This is a genomic window from Lentzea sp. NEAU-D7, assembly GCF_026242055.1.
Lineage (GTDB): Bacteria > Actinomycetota > Actinomycetes > Mycobacteriales > Pseudonocardiaceae > Lentzea.
Map to the genome: position 1 here is coordinate 39,981 of NZ_JAPJDL010000036.1, position 15,417 is coordinate 55,397.

The 15,417-nt window shown below is 70.7% G+C and carries 18 protein-coding genes; 13 read left to right on the forward strand and 5 right to left on the reverse strand.

Annotated features, from left to right (window positions below):
* Positions 1-13 precede the first annotated feature (13 nt).
* Genes ORI60_RS42885 through ORI60_RS42920 form a run of 8 tightly spaced genes read left to right on the forward strand, consistent with a single transcriptional unit; the run spans position 14 to position 6,664 of the window.
* Entirely contained in the window at positions 14-865 is an 852-nt protein-coding gene (locus tag ORI60_RS42885) for an STAS domain-containing protein (RefSeq protein ID WP_266043739.1), read from the forward strand.
* Complete coding sequence (locus tag ORI60_RS42890) at positions 865-1,233, forward strand: STAS domain-containing protein (protein WP_266043740.1); 369 nt, start codon at positions 865-867, stop codon at positions 1,231-1,233. Before ORI60_RS42885 ends, ORI60_RS42890 begins: the two co-directional genes overlap by 1 nt.
* Positions 1,233-1,646 carry an ATP-binding protein gene (locus ORI60_RS42895; protein WP_266043741.1) on the forward strand — a complete coding sequence of 138 codons (414 nt, stop codon included), beginning with the start codon at positions 1,233-1,235 and terminating at the stop codon, positions 1,644-1,646. The genes ORI60_RS42890 and ORI60_RS42895 overlap by 1 nt, the downstream gene beginning before the upstream one ends.
* Positions 1,643-2,671, forward strand: a complete 1,029-nt coding sequence (locus ORI60_RS42900; protein WP_266043781.1) for an ATP-binding SpoIIE family protein phosphatase — start codon at positions 1,643-1,645, stop codon at positions 2,669-2,671. Before ORI60_RS42895 ends, ORI60_RS42900 begins: the two co-directional genes overlap by 4 nt.
* Positions 2,668-4,392 carry a hybrid sensor histidine kinase/response regulator gene (locus tag ORI60_RS42905; protein ID WP_266043742.1) on the forward strand — a complete coding sequence of 575 codons (1,725 nt, stop codon included), beginning with the start codon at positions 2,668-2,670 and terminating at the stop codon, positions 4,390-4,392. The genes ORI60_RS42900 and ORI60_RS42905 overlap by 4 nt, the downstream gene beginning before the upstream one ends.
* A complete protein-coding gene (locus ORI60_RS42910) occupies positions 4,392-5,945 on the forward strand; it encodes a fused response regulator/phosphatase (protein ID WP_266043743.1) in 1,554 nt (517 codons plus the stop codon). Before ORI60_RS42905 ends, ORI60_RS42910 begins: the two co-directional genes overlap by 1 nt.
* Positions 5,942-6,331, forward strand: coding sequence for an ATP-binding protein (locus ORI60_RS42915; protein WP_266043744.1), 390 nt, complete (start codon positions 5,942-5,944; stop codon positions 6,329-6,331). The genes ORI60_RS42910 and ORI60_RS42915 overlap by 4 nt, the downstream gene beginning before the upstream one ends.
* Positions 6,332-6,376: 45 nt before the next feature.
* Positions 6,377-6,664 (forward strand): hypothetical protein, encoded by a 288-nt coding sequence (locus ORI60_RS42920; protein ID WP_266043745.1) that lies wholly within the window; start codon positions 6,377-6,379, stop codon positions 6,662-6,664.
* A 42-nt stretch (positions 6,665-6,706) separates the two neighbouring features.
* Here ORI60_RS42920 and ORI60_RS42925 read toward each other — a convergent pair whose 3' ends face one another.
* Both ORI60_RS42925 and ORI60_RS42930 read right to left on the reverse strand, forming a co-directional pair.
* The gene (locus ORI60_RS42925) at positions 6,707-7,123 is read right to left on the reverse strand and encodes an ankyrin repeat domain-containing protein (RefSeq protein ID WP_266043746.1); all 417 of its coding nucleotides are present in this window, start codon (positions 7,121-7,123) and stop codon (positions 6,707-6,709) included.
* Positions 7,120-9,318, reverse strand: coding sequence for a catalase (locus tag ORI60_RS42930; protein ID WP_323056003.1), 2,199 nt, complete (start codon positions 9,316-9,318; stop codon positions 7,120-7,122). Before ORI60_RS42930 ends, ORI60_RS42925 begins: the two co-directional genes overlap by 4 nt.
* Positions 9,319-9,461: 143 nt before the next feature.
* On the opposite strand from ORI60_RS42930, the gene ORI60_RS42935 reads away from it, so the two are divergent.
* Positions 9,462-9,905: a DUF4383 domain-containing protein gene (locus ORI60_RS42935; RefSeq protein WP_266043747.1), complete on the forward strand. Its 444-nt coding sequence runs from the start codon at positions 9,462-9,464 to the stop codon at positions 9,903-9,905.
* 69 nt (positions 9,906-9,974) lie between these two features.
* Here the strand turns inward: ORI60_RS42935 and ORI60_RS42940 are convergent, their stop codons facing one another.
* Positions 9,975-11,165, reverse strand: a complete 1,191-nt coding sequence (locus tag ORI60_RS42940; RefSeq protein ID WP_266043748.1) for a zinc-dependent alcohol dehydrogenase — start codon at positions 11,163-11,165, stop codon at positions 9,975-9,977.
* 112 nt (positions 11,166-11,277) lie between these two features.
* On the opposite strand from ORI60_RS42940, the gene ORI60_RS42945 reads away from it, so the two are divergent.
* Positions 11,278-11,967, forward strand: a complete 690-nt coding sequence (locus tag ORI60_RS42945) for a HemK2/MTQ2 family protein methyltransferase (RefSeq protein ID WP_266043749.1) — start codon at positions 11,278-11,280, stop codon at positions 11,965-11,967.
* Positions 11,957-12,136, forward strand: a complete 180-nt coding sequence (locus ORI60_RS42950) for a CDGSH iron-sulfur domain-containing protein (protein ID WP_266043783.1) — start codon at positions 11,957-11,959, stop codon at positions 12,134-12,136. Before ORI60_RS42945 ends, ORI60_RS42950 begins: the two co-directional genes overlap by 11 nt.
* Here ORI60_RS42950 and ORI60_RS42955 read toward each other — a convergent pair.
* A complete protein-coding gene (locus tag ORI60_RS42955; RefSeq protein WP_323056004.1) occupies positions 12,058-13,020 on the reverse strand; it encodes an iron-containing redox enzyme family protein in 963 nt (320 codons plus the stop codon). The two genes, ORI60_RS42950 and ORI60_RS42955, sit on opposite strands and share 79 nt — an antisense overlap.
* Positions 13,021-13,054: 34 nt before the next feature.
* On the reverse strand, positions 13,055-14,014 hold the full coding sequence (locus ORI60_RS42960; protein ID WP_266043751.1) for a carboxylate-amine ligase: 960 nt from the start codon (positions 14,012-14,014) through the stop codon (positions 13,055-13,057).
* A 116-nt stretch (positions 14,015-14,130) separates the two neighbouring features.
* Between ORI60_RS42960 and ORI60_RS42965 the strand changes: the two genes are divergently transcribed.
* Entirely contained in the window at positions 14,131-14,532 is a 402-nt protein-coding gene (locus tag ORI60_RS42965) for a hypothetical protein (RefSeq protein ID WP_266043752.1), read from the forward strand.
* A 268-nt stretch (positions 14,533-14,800) separates the two neighbouring features.
* The gene (locus ORI60_RS44685; protein ID WP_323056005.1) at positions 14,801-15,382 is read left to right on the forward strand and encodes a transglycosylase family protein; all 582 of its coding nucleotides are present in this window, start codon (positions 14,801-14,803) and stop codon (positions 15,380-15,382) included.
* Positions 15,383-15,417 lie beyond the last annotated feature (35 nt).

Genomic DNA, 15,417 nt, shown 5'->3' on the forward strand with positions numbered 1-15,417 from the left:
TGAGGAGAACTGAGTGACTGCGGACGCAGGGCACGCCCAGAACCTGTCCGACCTGATGCGGACCAACGCGGAGCCCTTGATCGAGAAGTGGGTGGACGCGGTCGCGGCGCTGCTGCGCGGACGGTCGACGCGAACGGAGCTCGAACGGGACTTCAGGGAGTTCTTCGCGGCGCTGCTGCCCCTGGTGGGCCACGACGGCCGGGACATCAGCGGCCGGGAGTTCGGCGACATGCGCTCGTTGCTGGACGAGTACTCGCGCGCCAGGGTCCGGGCGGGCTTCACGCCGACCGAGACGGCGTCGAGCCTGTTCTCCCTGAAGCGCGTGGTCTTCGAGCTCACCGAGAACAGCGACGACCCGCAGGTGTACCGGCAGCAGACGGCCTTCTCCGGGCTGCTGGACGCGCTCGGGCTGCTGACCTTCGAGTTCTACGCGCAGGCCCGTGACGAGATCATCCGGGAGCAGTCGGAGCAGCTCCTGGAGCTCACCACCCCGGTGGTGAAGATCTGGGAGGGCGTCCTCGCGGTGCCGCTGGTCGGCACCCTCGACTCGGCCCGCACCCAGGTGGTGATGGAGAAGCTGCTCGAAGCGCTGGTGGAGACCGGCTCCGAGCACGCGATCATCGACATCACCGGTGTCTTCGCGGTCGACACCCAGGTCGCGCAGCACCTGCTCAAGACCGTGGTCGCGGCCCGGCTGATGGGCGCGGAGTGCATCGTGTCCGGCATCCGCCCGCAGATCGCGCAGACGATCGTGGCGCTCGGCATCGAGTTCGGCGACATCGTCACCAAGGCCTCCCTCGCCGACGCGCTGCGGCACGCACTGCGCCGTGACGACGTCGACGTCGTCCGCAGCCAGGCCCTCTGATGGAACGCGTGCCGATTCTCAAGATCGGCGGCGTGCTGCTCGTCTCCATCCAGATCGACCTGCAGGACCAGAGCGTGCTCGCTCTGCAGGAGGACCTGGCGGAGAAGATCTGCGCGACCGGCGCCCACGGCGTGGTCATCGACATCTCGGCGGTCGAGATCGTCGACTCGTTCATCGGGCGGATGTTCGCCACGATCGCGTCCATCTCCCGCCTGTTCGACGCGGACACCGTCGTGGTGGGCATGAGGCCGGCGGTGGCGATCACGCTGGTGGAGCTCGGTCTCACTCTGGGTGGTGTGCGCACGGCGCTCGACCTCGAACGCGGGATGAAGATCCTGGGACAGCTCGGTCGCGGACGGGACTTCTGATGCCGCCCCGGTCCGAAGGGCCGGAGGAAGTGCCCATCAGCGGTGACGACGACGTCGTCCGCGTGCGCCAGCTCGTGCGCACGTACGCGCAGCAGACCAAGCTGTCGCTGGTGGACCAGACGAAGCTGGTCACGGCGGCCAGCGAGCTCGCGCGGAACACGCTCATCTACGGCGGCGGGGGTTTCGCCCGCGTCGAGGAGGTCAGCGACGGACGCCGCGCGGGCGTGCGGGCCTCCTTCCACGACGAGGGACCCGGCATCCCCGACCTGACGCTCGCGCTCGCCGACGGCTGGAGCAGCGGCAGCGGACTCGGGCTGGGCCTGAGCGGCGCACGCCGCCTGGTGGACGAGTTCGAGCTGGACACGGAGGTCGGCCGCGGCACGGTCGTGACGGTGGTCAAGTGGAAGAGATGACCACGGCCAACTGCCTTCCGCTGGTGCGCGACGAGGTCTGGCTGCCCGTGGAGGAGACCGCCCAGGTGGGCAGGATCCGCCGCGCGGCCACGTCGCTGGCCGAGCGGCTGGGGTTCGGCGCCACGCGCACGGCCGAGATCGGCCTCGCCGCCACCGAGATCGGGACGAACCTGCACAAGCACGCCCAGCAGGGCGTCGTGCTGATCCGCACGGTGCGCGGAGAGCGGGACGCGGCGGTGGAGATCCTCGCCGTCGACCGCGGCCCCGGCATCGCCGACATGGCGCTGGCGTGGGAGGACGGCCAGTCCACGACCGGCACGCTCGGCGTCGGGCTCGGCGCGGTGGCGCGGCTGGCGACGTCCTGCGCGATGAGTTCGCGCCCGGGCCGGGGAACCGCGCTGGTGGCGCGGTTCGCCCCGAAGCTGGACTGGGCACCCGAATGGGGTGAGGAACGAGCGGCAGGGGTGACCAGGCCGATCAACGGCGAGGACGTGTGCGGCGACGCCTACGCGGTCTGCCGGAGCACGGACCGGATGATGCTGATGATGTGCGACGGCTCCGGGCACGGTCCGCTGGCGGCGGCCGCGTCCGACGCCGCGGTGCGGGTGTTCCGCGAACAGCCGTTCCTGCCGCCCGACCAGGTGGTCGCCCGCCTGCACACGGCGTTGCGCGGCACGCGGGGAGGCGCGGTGGCGGTCGCGGACGTCGACCTGGTCCGCCGGACCGTGCGCTTCTGCGGACTGGGCAACATCGCCGCGGCGGTGCTGGCGGACGGCCGCAAGCAGGGCATGATCTCGGTGCCCGGAGTCGCGGGCCACCAGGCACGCACGATCCGCACGTTCGACTACCCGCTCCCGGAGCGCGCCGTCGTGGCCATGCACTCCGACGGTCTTACCGAGCGCTGGGGCCCGGACCACGGCAGCGACCTGCTCGCGGACCCGCCGGTGCTGATCGCGGCGACGCTGCTGCGCGAGGCGGGCGTGCGCCACGACGACGCCTGCGTGCTGGTGGCCCGACCGGCATGACCACCACCGACCTGCTGAAGCTCGTGATCGCCGACGAGCGCGACGTGTTCCTGCTCCGCCAGCGGGGCAGGCAGGTCGCGGCGGCGGCCGGGCTCGACGGGCAGAACCAGATCCGCGTGGCGACGGCGCTGAGCGACGTCGGCCGGGAGCTGGTGCGGCAGGAGGTCGCCACGACCGCGGTCTTCCGGCTGCGGCGCGGGCAGGCCCCCGCGTTGCTCGTCGAGCTGTCGTGGCAGGGGCCGGTGAGCGACACCGGTCCCGGCTGGGACACCGCCCGCAGGTTGATGAACGACCTGGTCATGAGCACCACCGGCGTCACGATGGTGAAGAAGGTGCCGCAGGCCGTCGCGCTCGACGAGAGCCTGCTCCAGGCGCTGCGCGAGGACAAGGGCACCACCGCGCTCGACGAGCTGCGCGCCCAGAACCAGGAACTGCTCGAGACGCTGGAGAACCTGGAGGCCAAGAGCACGGAGCTCGAACGGCTCAACGCCGAGCTGGAGGAGACCAACCGCGGCGTCATGGCTCTCTACCAGGAGCTGTCCGACGAGCTGGAACAGACGAACCAGGGCGTGGTCGCCCTCTACGCCGAGCTGGACGCGAAGTCCGCGGAGCTGCGGGACGCGGCCGCCGCGCGGATCCGGTTCTGGTCCAACATCAGCCACGAGCTGCGCGCCCCGATCAACTCGGTGGTCGGCTTGACCCGGCTGCTCGGCGGACCGGGCGGCGACCCCATGACCGACGACCAGCGCCACCACGTGGACCTGATCAACGAGTCCGCCGCGACGTTGCTGGCGCTGGTGAACGAACTGCTCGACACCGCGAAGGCCGAGTCGGGCAGCCTGCGGCCGCGGATGGCACCCGTCGCGCTCGACTACGTGATCGCACAGCTGCGGTCGGCGGCGCGGCCGTTGCTGCGCTCCGACGAGGTGCGGCTGGTGGTGGACACGCTGCCCACGTTGCGGCCGTTGGTCACCGACGAGACGATGCTCGTGCGGATCCTGCGCAACGTCCTGTCCAACGCGGTCAAGTTCACCCAGCGCGGCGAGATCCGCTTCACCGCCGAGGCCGGCCCCGGTCCCGACGAGGTGCGGTTCGTGGTCACCGACACGGGCATCGGCATCCCGCCCGCCGAGCAGGACCGGGTGTTCGAGGAGTTCTACCAGGTGCCCAACGCGTTGCAGATCGGTGCGAGCGGCACCGGTCTCGGCCTGTCCTACGCGCGCAAGCTCGCCGAGATCCTCGGCGGGAGCCTGGAGCTGAACAGCACACCCGGCATCGGCACGCAGGTCGTGCTCACCCTGCGCACCGCGGAGGACGAGTTCGTCCAGCCCGCGCCCGTCGCCTGCGCGCTGATCGCGGACGGCGACGAGAAGTGCCGCACGGAGCTGCGTGACGCCCTGGCCGGCATCGCCGCCGAGGTGGTCGAGACCGAGGACGGCCGCACCGCGCTGAACCTGGCGAAGTCGCTGCGCCCGGACCTGGTCCTCGTGAGCGCGAGCGCTCCGGTGATGAGCGGCAGCGCGGTGCTGTCGGTGCTGCGGCTCGACCCGGAGCTCGCGGGGGTACCGGTGGTCATCGTGTGCGGCGACGACCCCGGTGGTCTCGCGCGCAGCGTGCACAGCCTCGGAGCCGCGATGCTGCACGAGGCCCGCATCTCCCCGGAAACGGTGAGCCGGGCGGTCAGGGACGCCCAGCTGACGGCGCGCGGAACGGACGGCTGATGAACCCGACAGCCATGGGCGGAGGGCCGGCCAGGGTCCTCGTGGTGGACGACCTGGAGGCGAGCCGGTTCATCGCCTGCAGCTGGCTGCGCCGCAGCGGCCACACGGTGGTCGAGGCGACCACGGCGGCGGAGGCGCTCACCGCGCTGGAGGCCGACTCGTTCGACCTCGTCCTGCTCGACGTGCACCTGCCGGACATGAGCGGCTACGACGTGACGGAGCGGATCAAGGCTGATCCCCGCACGCGCTCGATCCCGGTCGTGATGCTCTCGGCGACCTACATCGAGCCCGAGGACAAGGTTCTCGGGCTCACCCGCGGCGCCGACGCCTACCTCACCGAACCCGTCGATCCCGGCGAGCTGCTCGCCAACGTCGAGGCGGCGTTGCGCTACCACCGCGCCCGTGCCCTCGCCGAACACCTCGCCGCCCGGCTGACCAGGCTGACCACGGCCACGTTCGCGGTCAACGCCGCGACCACGTTCGAGACACTGGCCGAAGCCGCCGCGATCGGGGCCGCGGACGTGCTCGACACGGAGGCGACCGCCGTTCTCACCGCCCCGTCCGGTGCCGTCTGCGTCGTGACGGCGGGCAGCGGGACCGGGGCCCGTCCGCAGAACGCGGACGTCGAGCAGTGGATGGTGGCGCTCAGCCCGGGAGTCGGCGTCACCGTGGTCGAGGCCGGTGCGGTGCCGTGGCACCCGTTGGCGGTGGCGGTGGTCGCGCGCACGAAGCCGCGCCGCCCGCCCATCGGGATCGTGGTCGGGTCTCGGGCCGTGACCGGTGACGACGACCGGAACCTGCTGCGCCAGCTCGCCCAGGCGACCGCGCTGGCCGCCGAGGGCCTGCACACGTTCGCCGAGGAGCATTCGCTCGCGCTCACCTTGCAGCGCAGCCTCCTGCCCCGCGCGTTGCCGCACCGCCCGGAACTGCCGATGACGGCCCGGTACGTGCCCGCGTCGAGCAACGCCGAGATCGGCGGCGACTTCTACGACGTGATCGAGCTCGGCGGGAACCTGCTGATCGCCATCGGAGACGTGTGCGGCCACTCGATCGAGGCCGCGACGGTGATGGGGGAGGTGCGGCACACCCTGCGCGCCTACGCGGTGGAGGGCCACCGGCCGGCCGAGATCCTGCGCCTGGTCGACGCCCTGCTCGAACGGTTCCACCCGATCGGCGGCCTCACCACCATGTGCCTGCTGGAGGTCGACCTGGAGGCGGGCACGATGGCCGTCGCGAACGCCGGTCACGTGCCGCCGCTGATCGTCGACGACCAGGGCGCTCGCTACGTCGACGTGCGCGGTCCGTTGCTGGGCATCGGGCTGGAACGGCCGGAGGCCACCGTGCTGCCGCTGCCGCCCGCGACCACCGTGCTCCTGACGACCGACGGTCTCGTCGAACGGCCGGGAATCGACCTGGACGAGGGCATGGAGAAGCTGCGCGCGACCGTGTCGGACACCGAGGACATGGACGATCTCGCCGATCGCCTGCTCGCCGAGCTGGGGCAGGGCAAGCGGGACGACATCGCGCTCCTGCTGCTGCGACGTCTCGGGTGACGGCTCGCGTGGTGGACCTGCCGGTGACGCGGGGCATGTGCATGGCCTCGTTGCGCCGCGATCTCACCGCCGCCCTGGACGGACTCGGCGAGGACCACCTCTACGACGTGCAGCTCGTGGTGACCGAACTCGTGGCGAACGTGCTGGACCACACCTCCAGCAGCACCGGCCACCTCCGGGTCCTGCTGCGCCAGGAGCCCTGCGCGGTGACGGTCGAGGTGGACGACGAGTCCGCGGTGCGGCCGGTGTACGGCCGTTCCAGCCTGGGGGAGCACCGGGGCAGGGGAATGGTGCTGGTGGACGACATCTCGCGCGAGTGGGGCTGCCGTCCGCGCGGTGAGAGAGGCAAGACCGTGTTCGCCCTGGTGGAGTGCACCGGAATCTGACCCGGCCGGCGCGGTTACCCCGGTTCGGCCGGGGTATCTCGGGCCATGGCCACCACACCGTCAGCGTCCCGCGGCGAGCCGTCCTGGCCGCCGGAAGGACGAGAACCACTTCCCGCAAGCGGAAGAACCGTCACCGAGCACCTCGAGAACGGCGCGGTCGTGACGTACTTCGACCCCTCCCCGTCCGGCGGGCCGCCGTTCCGGCGTGCGGTCGCGGTCGGGCCGGAGATCGTCGACCCCGTCACGGACCTGTGCTGGATCCCCCTGATGCGCACAGACCTGACGCTCGACATGGTGATGTGGCCGCTGGTCGTGGACATCGCTCCGCAGTAGGCCCCGCGGGCGGGGCGACGTGGTGCCGCCCCGCCCGCGGCCTCACCGCGTGACCGCTCCGCTCACGGGCTCCAGCAGCGCCAGCATCTCCGGCAGGTCGAAGTGCCGGGCGACGTCGAGCGCGGACCTCGGCCCGAGAGCGGGGTCCGCCCCCGCGTCGAGCAGCAGGCGGACGATGCTCTCGGAGCGCCGGAACACCGCCGCTCCCAGGGCGGTCTGTCCCCGGTCGTTGACCCGGCCGGTGTCGGCGCCCCGCTCCAGCAACGCCCGGACCGCGTCCGTGTGGCAGTGGTACGCGGCCAGGATCAGCAGGGAGTCGCCCGCACCGTTGGTGAGGTTGACCGGTATCCCCGCGTCGATCGCCTCGGCCAGTCGTGCCGTGTCACCGGCACGGGCGAGGTCGAACATCGAGCGCAGGAAGGCGAGCTCCTCCTCGGTGAGCGTCTGCTGGCCGCTCATGCGATGGCCGTGGGGAAGCGGTCCCACACGCGGTGGGCGCCGAGCAGCGTCGTCACCTCCGCGAGGACCTTCGACGGGCTGTCGTCGACCACGATCCCCGGTCCCGTGCCGCAGCCGGCGGCCTCCACCGCCGCGCGTCCGGTGCCCCACGCGCCGATGGCCTTGGCGTGGCGGAAGCACTCCTGGATCATGAGGGTGACGCGCGGGTCGGTGGCGTTGCCCGCCACCAGCAGCGCGTCGAACTCGATCGAGCGCGCGGTGAGGAACGTCCGCTGCGCGACCAGGTCGCTGTCGCCGAGCGGCCCACCGGTCGGAGCGATCAGAAGCGGCACCATCCCGCCCGCCAGGACGGTCTCGCGCACCGTGCGCACGCCGTCGAGGTCGGCCGGGTCGACCACGATTCCGATGATGCGGCCGTCCGTCGGCCACGTCTGCCCGACCTGCGAGAGGGCGGGACTCGGCGTGACCTTCTTCAGCTTGGCCTGGGCCGGCACCGGAAGTCCCAGCCCCTTGGCCACCTCGGCGCACAGGACGGGGTCGACGTTGGCCAGCACCAGCAGCTCGCGTTCCTTGATCGCCTGCTCGTAGCACTTGCCCAGCTCGAAGGTGAACGCGCTGACCACGTGTTCCTTCTCGACCGGCGACAGGCTCTGCCAGAACAGCCTCGGCTGGGTGTAGTGGTCCGCGAACGACTTCGGTGCCTCGCGCACCTTGACGGCCCGCGGCAACGGCTGCGCCACCTCGACGAGCGGCCGGTCCCCGGCCTTCGCGACGAACGGGTTGCCGCCGTCGAGGGTGTTCGGCCGGTAGGGGGCGACGCCCGCGTGCACGGCTTGCTGGTGGAACCCGTCGCGGAGCATGTCGTTGACCGGCACGTGCGGGCGGTTGATCGGGATCTGGTTGAAGTTCGGTCCCGCGAGCCTGGTCAGCTGGGTGTCCAGGTAGGAGAACAGCCGGGACTGCAGCAGCGGGTCGTCGGTGACGTCGATGCCCGGCACCAGGTTGCCGAGGTGGAACGCCACCTGCTCGGTCTCCGCGAAGTAGTTCTGCGGGTTGCGGTTGAGCGTCAGCATCCCGACCGGCTGCACCGGTGCGAGCTCCTCCGGCACGATCTTCGTCGGGTCGAGCAGGTCGATGCCCTCGAAGGTCTGCTGCGGGGTGTCGGGCATGATCTGCAGGCCGAGCTCCCACTGCGGGTACGCGCCGGACTCGATGGCGTCGGCGAGGTCGCGGCGGTGGAAGTCGGGGTCGAAGCCGCTGGCCATCTGCGCCTCCTCCCACACCAGGGAGTGCACGCCCAGCTTCGGCTTCCAGTGGAACTTCGCGAGCACGGTCTCGCCCTCGGCGTTGACGAGGCGGAACGTGTGGACGCCGAAGCCCTCCATCGTGCGGTACGAGCGGGGGATGCCCCGGTCGGACATGTTCCACAGGACGTGGTGGGTGGCCTCGGTGTGGGTCGACACGAAGTCCCAGAACGTGTCGTGCGCGCTCTGCGCCTGCGGGATCTCACGGTCCGGGTGCGGCTTGCCCGCGTGGATCACGTCCGGGAACTTGATCCCGTCCTGGATGAAGAAGACGGGGATGTTGTTGCCCACCAGGTCGAAGTTGCCCTCCTGGGTGTAGAACTTCGTCGCGAACCCGCGGGTGTCCCGCACGGTGTCCGCCGACCCGCGTGAGCCCAGCACTGTCGAGAACCGCACGAACACCGGCGTCTCCACGCCGTCCCCGAGGAACCCGGCCATGCAGACGTTCGAGGCGGTGCCGTAGCCGACGAACACGCCGTGCGCGCCGTACCCGCGTGCGTGGACGACTCGCTCCGGGATGCGCTCGTGGTCGAAGTGCATGACCTTCTCGCGCAGGTGGTGGTCCTGCAGCAGCGTCGGCCCGCGCTCGCCGGCCTTCAGCGAGTGGTCGGTGTCGCGCAGCCGCGCCCCGGCGGAGGTGGTCAGGAACTCGCCCTGCTGGCCCTGGGACAGCTTGGGTGCCCCGGTCGGGGCGCCGGTGGGCGACACCGTCTCCGGCCCTGTCTGGTCGTGCTTGGGCGGCAACGGCCCCCGCGGCTCTGTGGGCTCCTCGAGCGACGGCGGCTCACTGGCCGGGGCACCGGGGATCGGCGGGTTCACCAGTTCGGTGACCTTGTCCACCGCCTTCTCCACCGCCGCCTTCACGACCTTGCCTGGCTTCTTGCTCGCCACTGCTTCCTCCTACCGCACAGGAATGTCAGAGAGGCAGTACCCGGTGATTCGCGGATGCCAACCATTAGGCCCACAACCGTTTGGCTGGATTTCGAAGGGGTAGCCGATCGCGTCCGAAAGGGCTCACGTTCAAGGGAGTCGTCATGTCTCGAACCGAAACGGCGCGGCGTGGCACGATCCAGACCGCCGCGATGGCCGTGGCCGCGGTGTTCACCCTGGTGGGCATTGCCGGGTTCATCCCCGGCCTGACCACGAACTACGACGCGCTGGAGCTGGCCGGCCACGAGTCCCAGGCGATGCTGCTGGGTCTGTTCGCGGTGTCGGTCTTCCACAACATCGTCCACCTGGCCTTCGGCGTGGCCGGATTCCTGATGGCCCGCACGGCCGGAGGCGCGTACTGGTACCTCGTCGGTGGCGGAGCCGTCTACCTGGTGCTGTGGCTGTACGGGTTGGTGATCGACCACGACAGCGCCGCCAACTTCGTTCCGTTCAACACGGCCGACAACTGGCTGCACCTGTTCCTGGGTGTCGGCATGGTCGCGCTCGGTCTGGCGCTCGGTCGCGGTCGCGTCGCGCGCACGCGCTGATTCCGCGTATTCCTGCTGACGAAGAAATGGTGGGCATCGCACTTGCGATGCCCACCATTTCACGGTTTCTCAGCTCGCCGGTTGGAGCAGGACCTTCTGGGCTCCGTGGAGCTTCTTCTGGAACATCTCGTAGGCGCGCGGCGCCTCGTGCAGCGGCAACCGGTGGGTGGCGAAGTCGTCGACGCCGAGAGGGTCGTCGGCGCCGGAGAGCAACGGCAGGATGTCGTCGACCCAGCGGCGCACGTTCGCCTGTCCCATGTGGAGCCTGACCTGCTTGTCGAACAGCTCCATCATGGGCATCGGGTCGATCATGCCGCCGTACACGCCGGACAGCGAGATCGTGCCGCCCCGCCGCACCGCGTCGATGGCCGCGTACAACACGCTCAGCCGGTCGATGCCCGCCTTCTCGGTGATCAGCGCGCCGGCGGCCTTCGGCAGCGCCGCCACCAGGTTGTGCGCGATCCTGGCGGCCGGCGCGCCGTGCGCCTCCATGCCCACCGCGTCGATGACGGAGTCCGCGCCCCGGCCCGAGGTGAGCGCGCGGACGGCGTCGCCGATGTCGTCGTGGTCGCGCGTGTCGAGCACCGTCGCCCCGTGCGCCTCGGCCCGCGCCAGGCGTTCGGACACGAGGTCGATGCCGATGACCTGCCCGGCGCCCTTGTGCAGGGCGACGCGGGCGCACATCTGCCCGATCGGCCCGAGACCGAAGATCACGACGGAGCCACCCGCCGGGATCTCGGCGTACTCGACCGCCTGCCAGGCCGTGGGCAGCACGTCGGACAGGTAGACGAACCGGTCGTCCGGCGGGCCGTCCGGAACCTTGATCGGCCCGTACTGCGCCTGTGGCACCCGCAGGTACTCGGCCTGGCCGCCGGGCACCTGCCCGTAGAGCTTCGTGTAGCCGAGCAGCGCGGCGCCCTTGCCCTGACTGGTGACCTGGGTCGTCTCGCATTGCGACTGCAGGCCGCGCTCGCACATGAAGCAGTGGCCGCAGGAGATGTTGAACGGGACGACGACCCTGTCTCCCGCCTTGAGCGAGGTGACCTCCGCGCCGACCTCCTCGACGATGCCCATCGGTTCGTGCCCCAGGACGTCGCCCTCGGTCATGAACGGGCCGAGCACCTCGTACAGGTGCAGGTCCGACCCGCACACACCGGTGGAGGTGACCCGGATGACGGCGTCCGTCGGAGACTCGATCCGCGGATCGGGCACCGTGTCCACCCGGACGTCGCGCTTGCCGTGCCAGGTGACCGCCTTCATCGGCGCTCCTTCCTGAAAAATCACAGTTGTGGGGCGGGTGCCCTCGTGCCCGCCCCGCAAACACGCGAAGTCACGTTGTTTCAAGGCGTTGTAGCAGGCCGATTCCACGTTCGTGATGTTGCTCAGGACGCGGGGCGTGTACGCGCCCCAAGACGACACCGCGCTTCTGCTCGAAGCGCTCCACGCGGCAGCGATCCCCAGGGGCGCCCGCGTTCTGGACATCGGGACAGGCACGGGCGCCCTCGCGCTGGCCGCCATGCGCGCGGGCGCCTCCGATGTGACCGCTGTGGACGTTTCCCGCCGTGCCGTGTGGACGGCGCGGATCAACGCGCTGATGAACCGGACACCGATCCGCGTCCGCCAGGGCAACGTGCTCGACGTCGTGAAGGACGAGAGCTTCGACCTCGTGCTGGCCAATCCGCCGTACGTGCCCGCGAACTGCATCGCGCGAGGACCGGCACGGGCGTGGGACGCCGGGCTGGACGGTCGCGAGCTCCTCAACCCCTTGTGCGCCCGGTCCTTCGACCTGCTCGCGCCCGGCGGGGTGCTGCTGATGGTCCATTCTGCACTGTGCGGAGTGGACCTGACGTTGCGGCAGCTGCGCGACTGCGGGCTGAAAGCCTCTGTCGTGCAACGGCGCCGGGTGCCGTTCGGGCCGGTCATGCGGTCCAGGACGGCGTTCCTGGAACGGCACGGCCTGATCGAGCCCGGACAGCGTGACGAGGAACTGGTGGTGATCCGAGGTGACCGAACCCCGCTCGCGCAGGGTGACGATCGTGCCGAACGGCCCCATGCTGGTTGAGGGGCCGGTCGAGCTCGTCACCGACGACGGCGTGACGCACACGAGCGACCGGTTCGTGGTCGCCGTGTGCGCGTGCCGACGCAGCAAGCGCTATCCGTTCTGCGACACCAGCCACCGCCGCCGCGTCCGCAGCGACGACTCGCCCGAGTCCCAGGACGACAGCAGATGAGCGGCGAAGCGTGACTCGAGGTGTTCCGTCGCCTGGATGCCGAACACGACGTCCGCCCTGAGCGACGGTTCCTGCTCCAGCAACGAACCGATGACGTCGTTGCGCATGATCTGCTCGTGCACGGCGTCGGCCTCGATGTGCTCGGTGAAGAACTCGACACAGCGCGGGTCGGCGTCCATGCGCTCCAACGCTTGAGCCATGCGGCGGGCACTCGGCGCCGTCGTGATCTCGGCGGCGGCGAAGTGGCCGACCAGGGCTCCGCGCAACGACCTGTGCAGGCCGAACAGCGACATCATGTTGACGATCGCGATGGCCGGCGCAGGCACGTCGTCGAGGTAGTGCAGGTAGTCGGAGGACATCCCCGCGCCCTCCAGCAGGTCGGCGTAGAGCCGGGAGTGCATGCGGTCGGCGCGCCCGCCGCCGAACTCGTCGAACTCCACCGCCACCAGCGCGGCCTTCGCCCTGCCCCGCAGCCGGGGGATGACCCACGCGTGCGGGTCGGCCTCTTTGTGGTGGTACACCGAACGGTGCGCGAAGTACTCGCACATCTGGTCCCACGTCCCGTCGTCGCGCAGGTGGTGTGACACCCCGCTGCCGGGAACGTGCTCGACCAGCAGCTCCGCGAGGGTTCCTTCGAGATCGTCGCCGCCGTCCACGTCGGACCGCAGCCGGGTGAGGAAGGCGTCCTCGACGCGCGCGCGGAGCCGCAGCAGTTCCGGGTCCCACTCCCAGGCGGGGTGCACGCCGTCGAAACCGCCGTAGTGCAGCTCGTACAACGTGTGCAGGGCGATGGTCAGGTCCTCGCCGTACGGGTCGGCGTCGGTGAACTCGACGGCCCGTCCGTCCGGTTCGCCGTTCAGGGTGGCGACGACCTGCTCGGACAAGGGGCCGCGTGGCGATGGTAGTTGCACCCAGGAGTCATACCCGCGCGGTGACCAGCTCACGCACGAGTGCGAGTTCACCGCGTTCCTCCAGCGCGGGCGTCACGTGCTCGACCAGACCATCCAGCAGCTCGGTGGCGGGCACGCGGCACTCCCGCCACGGATCGACCCCCGCGCCGTCGACGCCGTACCTGGACGCCGCCCACACGGCGGCGGCGAGCACGTCGTCGCGCACCGCGGGAGGTTCCGCGCCTTTCTGGACGTCCTCGAAGGCGGCGTGGACGAGCGCACGGGACAGCGCGGCCTGCAGCACCGCGCCACCGACCTCCGCGGCGGCGTCCGCCGCGCGGAACTCCACGGTCGGCAGCCGGGAGGCCAGCCGCACGAGCCAGAACGACTGCGCCGCGTCCACGAGCGTCCCGCACGTCACCATCCTGGAGACGTGGTCGTCGTAGTCCCGCGCGTCGCGGAACAGCGGGGGCACCCCCGAGCCGGGGAACCTCGACTGCAGCACCATGCGCCAGCTCGCGTAGCCGTGGTCGGGGGAGTTGGCGGACACGGCCAGCAGGGTCGGCAGCCACGGCCGCACGTGGTTCAGCACGGCCACCGCGGTCTCGCGGTCCGGCACACCGACGTGCACGTGGCAGCCGCACGCCTCGTAGTCCTCCACGACGCCCGCGTACGCGTCGAGGACGCGGTGGAACCGTGCGCCGTCCGCGACGACCGAACGCGTCGAGGCTTTGACCGGCGTGCCACGGGAAACCAGCTCCACGCCCTCCGCACTGGCGGCTTCGGCGAGCATCGCGCGTGCCTGCGCGAGCGCCTCGCCCAGAGCGGCGACGCTGGTGCAAGGCCCGGTCGCGGCCTCGACCTGGGTCCCGGCCAGCTCCGCGTGGAACTTCGTCAGCTCGGTGTCCCGCACCCGCGCCAGCACGGCGTGCGCACGCATCACCGTTCGCCGGGACGCCGCGTCGACGAGCAGGAACTCCTCTTCCACCCCAACGGTGTCAGCACACGCATCCCGCAAGTGCCCATCTCCGCTCTCCCATGGACGTCGTCGTCCGTGTACCCGCGCGGGATAGGGGTGAACCACAACGGGGTACTCGGCCCGGTATGGACGACAAGACGATCGATGCTCTCGGCAAGCTCCGCAAGGCGTTCGAGACCACCGAACGCGCGCGAGGCCACCTGTACTCGTTCCACCAGCTCACCGGCACCGCCGACTTCGAGCTCGGTGACGCGGTCACGGCGCTGCGCGAGGCGGGGCACGAGGAGCACGCGAACCGCGTGCAACGGGAGCTGCTCGGCCGCAACGTCCTTCCTGGACGGTGGACCTTCCAGATCGTCGAGGAGTACGACGACATGTACCACGACGTCTTCCGCGACGTCGAACGCGCTGTGCGCGACGACCTGGCGGGCGGCGAGCGGCACGGCCTGGAGAAGCAGCTCAAGCGCGAGCGCCAGCGGCTCAGCGCCACCGCGTACTCGGAGAACCCGGGCAAGACCGGCCGGTGACCCCTCGCGACGGGTGAGTGAAAACGTGTTTTCGGCCGTTCACACCTCGATTCGTAGATCATGACCTATCGGGTGATCTTGCCCGCGTCCGGCCGTGCGGATCCGGCGCGGCGTTCTTACGGTCCTGCCAGCGGTCGCCAGACCGCCGCACCACCAGGGTTCGCCGCGCGCTCACCTGTCCAGCGGTGAACCCTGTCCATGCCGCGGACGAAACCCTCGTCGGACAGGCGCCCTCGCGGGCGGGAGCGGGACGAGGTGCAAAAGGGACATGCGTCATCTCCGTGGCAACATCACCAGTCGCGTCGTGCTCATCGCCTTCTCCGCGACGGCTCTCGTCACAGCGGCCGGCACGGTCGCCTCAGCCTCGGCCCCGGTCGACTGGGACCGCATCGCGCAGTGCGAGAGCGGGAACAACTGGTCGACCAACACCGGCAACGGCTACTACGGCGGACTCCAGTTCAGCCAGTCGACCTGGCAGGCCAACGGCGGCTCGGGTCACGCCCACCAGGCGTCGCGCGAGGAGCAGATCCGCGTCGCGGAAAGCGTTCTGCGGACCCAGGGACTGGGAGCGTGGGGTGCGTGCGGACGCCGTGCGACAGGTGGTGAGCAACCGGTGCGCAAGGGGCACAGCCCGGCCGGTCGCAAGGCCGCGTCGCGCGTGGTGCCGCTGGCCGCGCCGTCCACGAGCAACCCCGACGGCGACTACACGGTCAAGACCGGTGACACGCTCAGCAGCATCGCCGAGGAGCTGCGGGTAGACGGAGGCTGGCAGGCGCTGGTCGCCAAGAACGCCCGGTTCCTGACGAACCCCGACCTCATCAGGCCGGGCGACAAGATCGCCACGAAGTGACGTCCGGTGCGGGACCCGTCGGCGACGGGTCCCGC

What these genes read in the sequence shown, in the direction of transcription:
- ORI60_RS42890 (WP_266043740.1), top strand. Translation starts at nt 865, where the DNA reads ATGGAACGCGTGCCGATTCTCAAGATCGGCGGCGTGCTGCTCGTCTCC.
- ORI60_RS42895 (WP_266043741.1), top strand. Translation starts at nt 1,233, where the DNA reads ATGCCGCCCCGGTCCGAAGGGCCGGAGGAAGTGCCCATCAGCGGTGAC.
- ORI60_RS42900 (WP_266043781.1), top strand. Translation starts at nt 1,643, where the DNA reads ATGACCACGGCCAACTGCCTTCCGCTGGTGCGCGACGAGGTCTGGCTG.
- ORI60_RS42905 (WP_266043742.1), top strand. Translation starts at nt 2,668, where the DNA reads ATGACCACCACCGACCTGCTGAAGCTCGTGATCGCCGACGAGCGCGAC.
- ORI60_RS42910 (WP_266043743.1), top strand. Translation starts at nt 4,392, where the DNA reads ATGAACCCGACAGCCATGGGCGGAGGGCCGGCCAGGGTCCTCGTGGTG.
- ORI60_RS42920 (WP_266043745.1), top strand. Translation starts at nt 6,377, where the DNA reads ATGGCCACCACACCGTCAGCGTCCCGCGGCGAGCCGTCCTGGCCGCCG.
- ORI60_RS42925 (WP_266043746.1), bottom strand. Translation starts at nt 7,123, where the DNA reads ATGAGCGGCCAGCAGACGCTCACCGAGGAGGAGCTCGCCTTCCTGCGC.
- ORI60_RS42935 (WP_266043747.1), top strand. Translation starts at nt 9,462, where the DNA reads ATGTCTCGAACCGAAACGGCGCGGCGTGGCACGATCCAGACCGCCGCG.
- ORI60_RS42940 (WP_266043748.1), bottom strand. Translation starts at nt 11,165, where the DNA reads ATGAAGGCGGTCACCTGGCACGGCAAGCGCGACGTCCGGGTGGACACG.
- ORI60_RS42950 (WP_266043783.1), top strand. Translation starts at nt 11,957, where the DNA reads ATGCTGGTTGAGGGGCCGGTCGAGCTCGTCACCGACGACGGCGTGACG.
- ORI60_RS42965 (WP_266043752.1), top strand. Translation starts at nt 14,131, where the DNA reads ATGGACGACAAGACGATCGATGCTCTCGGCAAGCTCCGCAAGGCGTTC.
- ORI60_RS44685 (WP_323056005.1), top strand. Translation starts at nt 14,801, where the DNA reads ATGCGTCATCTCCGTGGCAACATCACCAGTCGCGTCGTGCTCATCGCC.